This window comes from Agreia sp. Leaf210 (assembly GCF_001421485.1).
In the GTDB taxonomy this organism is placed as follows: domain Bacteria; phylum Actinomycetota; class Actinomycetes; order Actinomycetales; family Microbacteriaceae; genus Agreia.
Window position 1 is genome coordinate 328,496 of record NZ_LMKK01000002.1, and the last position, 11,752, is coordinate 340,247.

The following is an 11,752-nucleotide window of genomic DNA, read 5'->3' on the forward strand; positions in this document are numbered from 1 at the left end:
CATTGTGCCTAGACACAAAGCGTGTGCGCCAAAAAGCAATCACAAAACGCCGCCATAAAGCACTACCAATCACACAGTAGAGTACAGCAAATGCTGTATAGTCATCGTATGCTGACCATTGCCTCCCATCTTGACGTCATGAACAGGCTCGGCCGCGCGATGGCAGATCCAACTCGGTCCCGAATTCTGTTGAGCCTGCTTGAGGAGCCTGGCTATCCAGCTGCGCTCGCTCGTGAGTTGGATCTGACGCGCTCGAATGTGTCCAACCATCTGACGTGTCTCAGGGGATGTGGAATCGTCGCGGCGGTCCCGGAGGGCCGTCAGACCCGATATGAGATTGCGGACCCACACCTGACCAGGTCCCTGCTCAGTTTGGTGGATGCTGTTCTGGCGGTCGAGGACGGAACGGGGTGCGCGGACGAGAACTGTGACGTGCCGCTGTGTTGTGGAAACGGAAGCGAAGCGTGAGCAAGGAATGCTGCGGGCCGGACGAGCCCACCAATCTGTCCATCGGTGGTCGGACAGCGCTGAGTCTCGGAACACCGCGCACGCCTGGCCAGGCGACGCAGTGCGCACACGAAGGTGATGAGCACGACAGTCACGCCCACGACCACGGCCACGACCACGACCACGACCATGACGAGCATGGTCCTGACGAACATTCGGATGATGAACACGACCATGGCGATGGTGATGAACTGTCGGCGTGGTGGAAGGACCGTAATATTCTCATTCCTCTCGCCGCCGGTGTGCTTCTGGCCGTGGGGTACGTCCTGGAGTGGACTGGCCTCGACCTGGTAAGCACAATCGTGTTAGCCATGAGTCTGATCGCGGGCGGATCGACCTTCGTTCCCGGAGCGGTTCGCAGACTCCTTCACCGCCGTTTGGGAGTGGGGCTGCTGATGACGATCGCGGCGGTCGGCGCGGTACTTCTCGGTCATGTCGGTGAAGCTGCAGCGCTGGCTTTCTTGTTCTCGATCGCAGAGGCGCTCGAAGACCGGGCAATGGATCGGGCGAGGAATGGCCTCCGCGCTTTGCTGTCACTGATTCCTGAATCCGCGACGATCTCGCGTCTGTCGGGACCCGAACAGGTACCCGCGGCGGAGATCCAGGAACTCGACATCCTGATCGTGAAAGCAGGCGAACGAGTCGCGACGGACGGGGTAGTGACGTCGGGACGGAGCAGCATCGACGCATCGGCGATCACCGGCGAGTCCATCCCTATCGAAGTCGGGCCAGGCGATTCCGTGCCCGCGGGTGCGATCAATGGATCCGGCAGCCTCCAGATCGAAGCAACTGCGGATGGCCGCGACAACTCACTGACAACGATCGTGCGACTCGTGGAGCAAGCTCAGGCCCGTAAGGGCGACCGTGCTCGGCTCGCCGACCGGATCGCCCGCCCGCTTGTGCCGATCGTTCTGGTCGTCGCCGGCTTGGTCGCTGTATTCGGGCTGATCGTGGGAGATCCCGCAACCTGGACTGAGCGAGCGCTGGTCGTCCTCGTCGCAGCGTCGCCGTGTGCTCTGGCAATCGCGGTACCTGTGACTGTCATTTCCGCGATTGGGGCGGCGAGCCGCTTCGGAGTGGTCATCAAATCTGGTGAGGCATTCGAGCAGCTCGGCGCCATTCAGCTTGTGGCATTCGACAAGACGGGCACGCTCACGCGGAACCGTCCCGAGGTGGTCACCGTGGAGACGAACGGTGCAGCCGATCCCTCTCAGGTGGTCGACGTGGCGGCCGCACTCGAGGCGCACAGTACACACCCGCTCGCCGCTGCCATCCTCGCAAAGCAACCGCAACCGCCAGTTGCCACGGACATAACGGAGTTCCCGGGTCAGGGTGTTTCCGGCAGGATGGGCGCCTCCCATGTTCGGATCGGGAGCCCCCGCTGGGTGATTCCTGGCCCACTATCGGCCCGCTGCGAGGACTTAGAGGGCGAAGGCATGACGGTCATCGTCGTCGAGGTCGACGGCGAACCGGTCGGGCTCGTCGGTATCCGTGACGAGCTGAAGCCCGAAGCTGCCGCGGCGATCGCTCAGCTCGGTAAACAAGGCATCCGTACGGTGATGCTCACGGGTGACAATGAGCGGACCGCGAAAGCTCTCGCGGGGCAGGCGGGGATCGCCGAGTACCGGGCCGAGCAGATGCCCGTCGACAAGGCCGCGGGGATTGAGGCTTATCGGGCAGACCAGCGGACGGCGATGATCGGGGACGGTATCAACGACGCTCCTGCTCTGGCCGCAGCGGATGTTGGAATCGCTATGGGAGCGACCGGGTCGGCCGCGGCGATCGAATCGGCTGATGTTGCGTTCACCGGCACGGATCTGCGGTTGATCCCACAGGCTCTCGCCCATGCCCGCCGGGGTCGCCGGATCGTGACCGGAAACATTGTGTTGGCTCTGGCAATCATCATCGTGCTGTTCCCGCTCGCCCTATTCGGTGTGCTGGGACTGGCTGGTGTTGTGCTGGTGCACGAGGTCGCGGAGGTAGTCGTTATCGCCAACGGACTCCGGGCAGCACGTGGCCGCGCGGTGCTGCCGTCTCTCGTGAAGTAGGTTGCCGGCCGTCATGTCGATGGTCGAAGACGAGTCTTACGCGACGTTGGTCAGCCCGATAATTCTGGTCCAGCCAGGTTCGGTCAAGAGTGAGATAGACGCCAGACCCTGGTCCGGGTCCGAGGTGGGGATTGCCGAGCCTGGGGAACATCATTCATACCGTGGCCGGTGGAAAGTGGCCCCGGGAGTCTGTTCGATCGAGGCGACGGAGTTAGCTTGGCCTGCTGGTATCGGCTGACCAGCTCAAATGTGACGTCGTCACTGCACAAATTGCTGTGCCGAGTAGCGCGTACATGATGGTTCAGGAGTTTATGTATAGTCGTCGAGTGGCCCACGTGCGATCTACCCTTCCCCGTCGGCGTTTCGTCGGCGCCCTCGTCGCGATACTCATCGTTGCGATCGGTGTGGTTGCCGATCAATTTGTCAAGGAGTGGGCTATCGAAGTCCTCTCGGATAGCCCGCCCATCGAAATCCTTCCAACCTTTAGCCTCGATTTGGCGTTCAATCCGGGTGTCGCTTTCGGCATGGGTGCCGAGTTTGGACCTCTGGTCGGTGTCATTCTCATCGGGATCTTGATGTCGTTGACAGGGTGGCTCGCGGTCCTCGTATGGCGCGGTAATCATCTGGTGGACACGCTTCTCCTCTCGCTCGTTCTGGCAGGCGGCGTCGGGAATGTCATCGACAGGGTGTCGCGCGCTCCGGATAGCGCTCCGCTGACAGGTGAAGTGGTCGACTATCTGGCGGTGTCGTGGTTCGCAATCTTCAATCTTGCCGACGTCTTCGCGGTCGGCGGCGTGCTCGCATGGATCGTTGTGGTCATGGTTCGTTCCCGCCGCCAGAGTGCCGACGAGTGATCGCCTCGCCGGGGAGCCCTGCGGATAGGCAGTCATATCCGTGTCCGCTATCCGTGAGAGCGCCTCGTTCTAGCGCTATGGCGTGTGGCCACGCCACAGAGAACGTTCCCCGAGAACGATGAACACGCGGATCATGGCGCGTCCTCGGGCGCGTCAATTCGCCTGAGTCCTTGGACGGCTACCCCACGATTAGGGCTGGCTCGTGCATCGTTACTGACATCGCCAGTGAGAGCCTCATGTGCAACGTCGGAGCAGATGTCTCACAGTGCTCGATGGGGGCAGCGGGTCGGTTAGCAGACAGCGGTGGCGTCGGATAGGGCTGTTTCGAGTTGCGTATCCAATTCGTCTATTCGGGTTGTATCTGGTGCTTGTCCGGCCTGTATCGCCTGCGCCTGTTCTATGAGCCCGTCGACGGCGGTGCTAGCCGCACTCATAGCGGCGTTGTATTTCGTGTTCGTCGCATCGTCGACGAGTATCTGCATTCCTCCCGCATCAAGAAGGACTTTCGCCGCCTGCAGGTTCTTCTCGGCGGCCGTCGCATCGATGGGAATGTCTGCGACTGCGTTCTGAACATCGGAGGCCACCTGCTTGATCGCCGGGGTAATGATGCTGCACGCGGCGGCCGCCGCTTGGTCTGTGGTGACTTCCGCCACAGAAGAGCATCCGGCCAATAGTGTTCCTAGAAAGAGTGCGCCGCCGAGTGCAACAGCGGGACGGCCCTGTCGGGAAATGAACATTGTTTACTCCTGTTGTTGAGGTGAGTCGAGGAGACCACGGTGCGTCCCCGCGATAATGGGCGTCCTCAAGAGTTGTCCGTCAGGCTCCGTGATGTGTGGGTTGTTCGTGGTTATCCGAAGAGATCCCCAAGCCAGGATTCACGGCCTCGCTTCTTTTGGCCGTCGTGTGAACTGCGGTCGTCACTATGTCCGCGTCGGCTGGCCCGGTCATGGCTCCCGCGGTCGTCTCGGCCATATGTCGGTTCCGTTTGGGTGGAGGTGGAGCGCTCGACGATTTTGTCGAGCTCGCCTCGGTCAAGCCAGACGCCCCGGCATTGGGGGCAGTAGTCGATTTCGATTCCTTCCCTGTTGGACATGACCAGAGTTGATTCGTCGATCGGGCATTTCACGGCAGATTCTCCTTCGGAGCGGGCGAGTTGGTGTCGGCAAGGTGGGGTGAGCTAAGGAGGCGTTCAAGGGCATCCGGGTGGCGAGTGGAGATCAGCCAGTACGGCGTCGGATCGTTCGGGTCGACGATGGATATACGAATGACCGGTTTTACCCACCCTCGGATGCATAACCAGGCCCGAGCATCGAGAGCGGTTCCGCGTTGCACTGTGGCCGCGTCACCCCGATAACTCTGAATGTCACCAACGAATTCTCGGGGAATGGTGGCACGGCCCGCAGTAAGAACGGTCGAGGAAACGCTGATTTTGGGTGCCGTGACCACGAACAAGGCAATGACGCCCAAATACAGAACGAGCCCGACCGTAATGCCGACACCAAGCCCAGTGATTCCGCCCTGCGGCTTAATCGGTATGAATACGACGATGCTGGCCGGGATGACCAGTGCGATGAACACGAACATCGATGGAGCTGGATAAAGCCTCTCTTGATACAAAGTCATGCGAGAGACACCGCCTTCAAACATGGTGTTGAGGTGACACTCATCCTGGCGTCCATGACCACAGGGTAGTTCACATGGTTCAGAATTATCTGTACAGTCATGGGTGTCACCTGAGCGGTGCGCCGCGGGCAGCCATGAACGCCGCTGGGTCGACGCGTGAGCCATCGATGCTCACTTCGTAGTGGAGGTGACAGCCGGTGGAGACGCCTGTAGTGCCGGCCAAGGAGATCAGTTGGCCCGCAACGACCGATTCGCCCGAACCGACGAGAAGTTGGCTGTTGTGGGCGTAGCTGGTTTGTACGCCGGCGCCATGGCTGAGTTGTACCCAGTTGCCGAACCCTCCGAACCAGCCGGCGTAGTTCACGGTGCCAGCAGCTGCCGCGTAGACGGGGGTGCCGCATCCGGCACCGAGGTCGGCACCGTTGTGGAACGTGCTTGCCCCCGCGGTGGGCGCAATTCGGGGGCCGTACCCGTCGGACATTCGGCCGCTGACGGGTCGCGTCCAACCCTGGTCTGAGAGCTGGCCGCTATCGAGCTGCGGGTACCCGCCGTTCGAGGCGGCAGCCGCGGCCGCTGCAGCAGCCGCTTCGGCTGCAGCACGGCGGACCTCTTCTCCGCGCGTGTAGTCAGCTTCGGTGGCTTGCCGATTCTCCGTGAGTACAGCCAGCTGGGCTTTGAGGGTTTCGGAGTTCTGTAGTTGGGCTGCTCGTTGCGCTTCCACTTCTTGGGAGGCGGCGATGGCGGCATCCATAGCCGTTTGCGCATCGTCGGCCAACCGGGCCCGTTCGGATTCGGCAACGACGGCTTGGTCTGTGAGTGCTTGCGCGGTGTTGCTAGCGGTTTCCGCTGCCACGTACATGTCGTTGACGCTTTGCGACAGGCGAGACGCGGTGGCAAGTCGTCCCAGGAAATCTTCCGTGTTATCACCAGACAGCAGTACTTGAGCCGTTAGTTGATCAGCTCCCCCCACTTTGACAAGCGAGGAGACGAGTTGACCAACTGTTGCGCGGGCGCTGTCTGCCTCGCCTTGTGCAGCAGAGGCCTGCTCCCCGAGGTCGCGTGCTTCCGCGCCCGCTTCATCGAGAGCGAGCTGTGCGATCTCCCACTCATCGGTGAGATCAACGGAGAGTTGTTGTGCTTGAGCGAGGTCGGCTTCGATCTGTGCGATCAGGGTCGTAATTTCAGATATCTGACCCTGTTTCGCGGACTCGTCTGAGCGAGCAGCCTCGACCTCGGACCAACTCGGAAAATCCTCTGCCGCGACCGCTGCAGGGGTAGTGGTCAGTCCGATCAGCAAGGTCGTTGCGACGACCAGGGCAGTGACGCTTCGGGGCCGGCGCCGCGGTACTCCGCGACCTGGCCTGGGCATAGATGTTGCCATGTGTGTTCTACTTTCCGCTTCATAAAGGTGTGCCCATCTAGGGCGAAGATTCAGAAAAGTAGAATTTAGATCCGGAGCACTCCCGTGTCGTGAAGAGATAGACGGGTTAACTGGCCGTCCGGATGTGGACCGGTCGGGGCAGTGCCACAGAGAAAGATCAGTGGTGTTCGGCGTGCGCCCCGAGCGTGCGCGAGCCACCAGAGCGTGAGTCCGAGAAGTCCCACGCACGTCACGGCGATACTGAGGCACTCCCGGAGCCCGTTACTGTCGTGCTCCGTCGTATCGCTGGGGTCAGCAGCGTCAAGAAGGGCGGTCGCTGAGGCGACATCGATGTCGTGACTAACGGACGCTGCGTGCAGCCCTATCGCGGACAAGGCGGCCACGCAGATCGTAAAACCAATAAGGACGGCGCGGATCACGTGGCGGCTGCGGGCCAGGACGAGGCTCATACGTGTCGCAGCCTCTCCGACAGGAGGGATCCCGTCGAAGTGATTGTAAACCGTTTCGTGTACTCTCTGGGGCATTCGATTGCCATCACGAAGGGAATGTCGTGCCTCTTTCTTCCTCCGACAGGGAGCCGCGTCGACGGTGGAGCTCCGCCCAGTTCGCATACGTGGCTCTTGGGTTGAACGGAACCTGCCTGCTGGTTCTCTTCGCGAATCTGCTGACCCGAAATGCGTGGTGGGAGGTAGCCGTGTCGATTGCTGTCGTCTGCTTGGCCTTGGGGGCCACCGCGGGGTTTCAGTCAAGGCGGCAACGGATGAAGGAACGACGAACGATCACCGATCGTTAGCTCACGGAACGTTTTGCGGCCATCTCTTTATCGTCTGGGCTGCGTAAGCAGATGCCCACTACGAGGAATGCGGCGGATCCGAGGAATATCAGCAGTTGCCATGTTTGGTCGGTGAAGCTCAGCGGCCACGCCGGGTTCCAGAGGACGGCAAGCGGGAGAACCGGCAGAGCCCACCACCATTTGCGGTACTGGACGCTGATGACGGCGAAGATGAGCGCAAGGACGCTGACGACGTAGCGCACATAGAGGTAGTAGTCGGTCCCAATCAGGGCGAGGGCGACCAGGAGACAGAGAGCGCCCAGGATGGCAGGAGGCAGGCCCGGGCGGATGACGGGGATGCGTTTTTGCTGTGTCCGTTTCATCGGGTTGGTTTTTCGTCTTGGCGGCGACGTCCACGGACGGAAACGACGATCGCGATGGCGACGACGATGAGGACCACAACTATTCCGCCCAGGAGCGCCACGGGGAAGATGCGTGCGTACACGTCATCGCTGTCCAGGGGAACGTCTGCTGGTGCCGCCGTTGACGTTGACGTTGAGGTCGCCGGGGTGGGTGATGGTGTCGATGTTTCCTGCGGTGTTGTTGTGGCCGGGAGGGGCGCGGGTTCGACCGTGTACGTGTAGGCATATTGGCCGGAAATCGGGTGTCCATCGACGGACACTGTTTGCCACAACACCTGGTAACTGCCTGCGGTGGTCGGGGTGATCGATTTGGTCAGAGTGGCACCCTCGACAACGACATTGCCGGTAGAGATATCGGTTCCGGCAGGGTCAAGGACCGCGATGGCGATGCCCGCATCGAAGCCCGCCAAGGGGGCTTCGTTGAAGTTCAGCTGCACCTGGTCGATGGCTGTTGCGACAGTCTCGTCAGCGGCGGGGGTGGATGAGGCTAAGGCGTCGTGCGCTGTCGCGGTCGGGGCCGCGCCGAAGAGCACGGCGACGATCGTGAGGGCGACGAGGGCGGCGCTGTAGCGGATGCTTGTGCGGGTTTTCATGGGGTTTCTTTCGTCGTGCGTGAGCGGGTGGCGCGTTGGTTGAGGTGTGTGAGGTAGTCGTTGTAGGCGTCGAGGTCGGCGTTGCCGTGTCTGTCGTGTCGCCTGTCGGCGGCTGTGGCGCGGGTTGTGTCGTCCCGATGCCACCGGGTTAGGAGAACGAGAACAATGATGAGTGTGGGCAGTTCTCCGTAGGACCAGGCGAGGCCCCCGGCGATGAGCTGGTCTTGAATCGGGTCTATTCCCCAAGACGAGGGCGGGGTGGCGAAGTAGGTGACGAGCGGAATTGTGGCGGTCATAACGATGACTCCGAAGAATGCGTGCAGGGGCATTTCGGCGAACAGGTCGAGGAGTCGACCAAGGTGCGATTGGCGGGCGGGGAGAGGGTCGGCCGAGATGAGGGGAATGGTGAAAAGGATTCCGCTGGCCAGGAATAGCAGTTCTAATCCGACGTGTCCGCTCCAACTCTCAAGCAGCGTGCTGGCAATTCCGCTGAGGTACAAACCGTAGAAGGTGAACAGGAACAGAGGGATCATGACCGCCGGGTGCAGGATCAACCGAGCCCCGCGAGAGCGCAATCCCATAAGCGCGGCACGTTGGATGAGGATGCCAACGCCTCGGTGAGGAATGGTCTTGAGCAGCAGGGTTCCGGGCGATCCGAGGACGAGCAGCGGAGGGATAGCCATCATCAGGGTGAGCTGCTGGAACATGAACACAGAGAACAGGCGGTAGCCGTACCCTTCGAGGCCAGCGCCCATCGTGACTATCAGAATGCTGCAGCCGGAGAGGAAACAGATGGTGCGGGTCACAGACCAGCGTCGGCCCGTCGCCCAGAGTCGAAGGGCCCCGCAGCTGTAGGCAACGAACAGCACTATTCCGATGGCGGGAAGAAGGGGGATCGGTTGCACATTGGGGGCCAGGAACTCACTGAGATCAGGAGCTTGGGTCGGTACCCAGACGGGGCCGCTCGGGTCGCCGGTCATCGCGTTGGTTTGCGGTGTTGGAGGGATTCCAGCATGGCGTTGTATTCGCTCAGATCTTTGTCGCCGGTTCGATCAGCGTTCCGATCCAGGCGTTTGGTTTCGCGGGCGTCGGAACGCGACCACAACGTGACCATGGTGATCGCCAACACGAGGGTGGGGATTTCACCGACACTCCAGGCGACGCCGCCGGCAGCCTGTTGATCGGCGAGGGGGTTGGTTGTCCACCCTTCGGTGATGACGCCGTACCAGGCGGGAAGGAACAGGTCCGTGGACGTGATGATGCTGAGCCCAAAGAACGCGTGGGAGGCCATGACCACGAGGAGCGTGACCAGCCGCAGCGGATAAGGGAACCGGTACGGGAGCGGGTCGGTTCCGATCATTGTCAACGCAAAGAGATACCCGACGATGAGGAAGTGGGCGATCATCCACTGGTGCCCGACCGGGTCCTCGAGTGACCACCCGAACAATGGCGTGAAGTAGAAGATGATCGTCGACCCGACGAACAGCACAGCGACGACCACAGGGTGCGTCAGGACAGCTGTGAGACGAAGACGGGTGAGGTCGAGAAGCCACTCTCGCATGCCTCGGCTGCCATCTTTGCGCGGGTAAATGGCACGCAGGGCCAGCGTCACAGGCGAGCCGAGGACGAGAAAGATCGGCACGATCATGCCGAGGGTCATGTGCTCCAGCATGTGCTGGCTGAACAAGTACGTCCCGTATACGGCTGGGGCACCATTGGTGACGTAAATGAGAATGACGAGGCCGATAATCCACGAGATCGTGCGACTCGCAGGCCATCGGTCTCCGCGTCGACGAAGTCGAGAAACGGCGGCGAGGTAGAGCACGATTCCGAACACGGCACCGATTGCCCAGATCGGGTCGATCGTCCAGGTGTCGAAGAATCGTGCCACGGTGAGCGGTACCGGCAGGGGCTGACCCGTCAGAATTTCGGATCTGCTGACGGCGATCGTTTCACTGATGGGTGGCGGCGTCCTGGCGAGAACCACTGCAGTGCCGGACGCCACACCCATCAGCACCAGTTCCGACATCACCAACCAGGCGAGGGTGCGGAAAATCCGAGGAGCGGTCTCGATACTGCGGATCAGGATCCGCCTATTGACTGCGCCCGCCGCACCCAACGCGAGGAGAACCGCAACCTTGATCAGCAGGATCCTTCCGTAGTCGGTCGTCCACAGTTGCGAGACCTGGTCGAATCGGATGACGGTCGAGATCAGCCCGGATGCGGCGACCAGTACGAAACTGATCAACGCGACACTCGAGTACCGACGGAGCAGGACTACGGCCTCGCTGCGTTGTGTTCTCGCGAGCAGGATGGTCGTCACGACGAGCCCACCCACCCAGGTGGCCGCGGCTGCCGAATGCAGCCAGAGTGCAGAAGACGCGGCGGAGTGGCTGCCGGCGCCGGCAGCATGGCCCTGCAGAGCGAGGGGGATCAGCGAGGCGAACGCGATGATCGTTGCGATAGCGACGAGCCAGGGGGCGCGTGTCGCGAAACAGAGCACAGCCAGGATGGCCCCAGCCAGAGTGGTGCTCAGCCACGCTTGGCCGATCGTGACGGTGGTCAAGAATTGACCGAAACTTGCAGGGAAGATTTCCGCGGACACCGGCCCGGCGAGCGAGAAGTACGCCAGAACCGATGCGGCGAAAGATAGCACGGCCCACACACAGGCGGCGCCTGCAGCGAGGTCCAAGGATGTGTTGTAGGCCGGTTTGCCGATAGGGAGAGCGAAGCAGGCCAGAACCAGGGCGCCGATAACGACCCCGGAGGCCAGGTTGATCAGGCTTTTGACTATGGGCAGTCCGACATCAACGATAGGCCCCGCGTCGATGAGGAGGGCCGGTTGTCGAGACCACGCGGTGATGGCCAGGGTGCTGGCGACAACGAGTGTGCTGACCAGTAGCAACGCGGGAGCGCCGATCAGACGAATACGGCTAGATCGCTGTGGTGTCCCGCTCTTCCCGCTCACGTTAGGTCCCGCTCGCGGGTCGGTCCAGCGGTTGGGTGGAAGAAATCGGCGAAAACGTCGTAAGTATTCGCATGCATGTGGTACTCCGACTCAAGGTGGACCTCAGCCATATTGAGGCTGAGATCATCGACAGGTGGGCGGCAACGAGGTCGCCGAACTTACCCGTCGTGCTCAGATTCGGGCTATACCGAGCTGCGTCAGCTCGAGGACTCGAGCCGTTGAGTCGTCCACACCCCGCAGGGTTCCTACTGCACCCTTCAGCTGCGTCGCGACTCGGGACAAGTCGTCGTTCCGTCGGATGGCGACGAACAAGAAGGCAACGCCCAAGGCGACGATAAGAGCCGCACAGCCCGACAGCAGATCAACAACTTGTTGCACCACCCCATCACCGGATGGATCGTCCGGCACGACATGGACACGGTCGATCTCAGCCGCCTCAGAAACGGCTGAAGCGGCGGGCAGGCTGGAGATGGAATCTGTCAGGTGGCCGAACAAAAGAGCGGCAACCCCGGACAAGACGACCGTTCCCACGATCAGAATCCAACGAATGCGACGCAGGTCACGGGATGCGGTCAGCATGATGG

At 61.5% G+C, this 11,752-nt stretch carries 12 protein-coding genes; 3 read left to right on the plus strand and 9 right to left on the minus strand.

Features of this window, described 5'->3' with window-relative positions:
• Positions 1-108: 108 nt before the first annotated feature.
• The 3 genes from cmtR to ASE64_RS07625 all read left to right on the plus strand — a co-directional run bounded on the left by cmtR (position 109) and on the right by ASE64_RS07625 (position 3,409).
• Positions 109-468, plus strand: coding sequence for a Cd(II)/Pb(II)-sensing metalloregulatory transcriptional regulator CmtR (gene cmtR / locus ASE64_RS07615; RefSeq protein WP_055778354.1), 360 nt, complete (start codon positions 109-111; stop codon positions 466-468).
• A 230-nt stretch (positions 469-698) separates the two neighbouring features.
• A complete protein-coding gene (locus ASE64_RS07620) occupies positions 699-2,555 on the plus strand; it encodes a heavy metal translocating P-type ATPase (protein WP_055779773.1) in 1,857 nt (618 codons plus the stop codon).
• A 326-nt stretch (positions 2,556-2,881) separates the two neighbouring features.
• On the plus strand, positions 2,882-3,409 hold the full coding sequence (locus tag ASE64_RS07625) for a signal peptidase II (RefSeq protein ID WP_162234552.1): 528 nt from the start codon (positions 2,882-2,884) through the stop codon (positions 3,407-3,409).
• Between the two features lie 290 nt (positions 3,410-3,699).
• Here ASE64_RS07625 and ASE64_RS07630 read toward each other — a convergent pair whose 3' ends face one another.
• The 9 genes from ASE64_RS07630 to ASE64_RS07670 form a co-directional block, all read right to left on the minus strand.
• A complete protein-coding gene (locus ASE64_RS07630) occupies positions 3,700-4,146 on the minus strand; it encodes a hypothetical protein (RefSeq protein ID WP_156351700.1) in 447 nt (148 codons plus the stop codon).
• 110 nt (positions 4,147-4,256) lie between these two features.
• A complete protein-coding gene (locus tag ASE64_RS17120; RefSeq protein ID WP_442853830.1) occupies positions 4,257-4,502 on the minus strand; it encodes a zf-TFIIB domain-containing protein in 246 nt (81 codons plus the stop codon).
• Positions 4,503-4,531: 29 nt separating this feature from the next.
• A complete protein-coding gene (locus ASE64_RS07635) occupies positions 4,532-5,032 on the minus strand; it encodes a DUF3093 domain-containing protein (RefSeq protein ID WP_082466118.1) in 501 nt (166 codons plus the stop codon).
• Positions 5,033-5,138: 106 nt separating this feature from the next.
• Entirely contained in the window at positions 5,139-6,329 is a 1,191-nt protein-coding gene (locus ASE64_RS07640) for a peptidoglycan DD-metalloendopeptidase family protein (protein ID WP_055778366.1), read from the minus strand.
• Positions 6,330-7,202: 873 nt separating this feature from the next.
• Positions 7,203-7,568, minus strand: a complete 366-nt coding sequence (locus ASE64_RS07650) for a DUF6804 family protein (RefSeq protein ID WP_055778372.1) — start codon at positions 7,566-7,568, stop codon at positions 7,203-7,205.
• The gene (locus tag ASE64_RS07655) at positions 7,565-8,200 is read right to left on the minus strand and encodes a copper resistance CopC family protein (RefSeq protein ID WP_055778375.1); all 636 of its coding nucleotides are present in this window, start codon (positions 8,198-8,200) and stop codon (positions 7,565-7,567) included. Before ASE64_RS07655 ends, ASE64_RS07650 begins: the two co-directional genes overlap by 4 nt.
• A complete protein-coding gene (locus ASE64_RS07660) occupies positions 8,197-9,180 on the minus strand; it encodes a cytochrome c oxidase assembly protein (protein ID WP_055778379.1) in 984 nt (327 codons plus the stop codon). The genes ASE64_RS07655 and ASE64_RS07660 overlap by 4 nt, the downstream gene beginning before the upstream one ends.
• Positions 9,177-10,892, minus strand: coding sequence for a cytochrome c oxidase assembly protein (locus ASE64_RS07665; RefSeq protein ID WP_235480532.1), 1,716 nt, complete (start codon positions 10,890-10,892; stop codon positions 9,177-9,179). Before ASE64_RS07665 ends, ASE64_RS07660 begins: the two co-directional genes overlap by 4 nt.
• Before the next feature lie 447 nt (positions 10,893-11,339).
• Entirely contained in the window at positions 11,340-11,747 is a 408-nt protein-coding gene (locus ASE64_RS07670) for a hypothetical protein (RefSeq protein WP_055778381.1), read from the minus strand.
• Positions 11,748-11,752 lie beyond the last annotated feature (5 nt).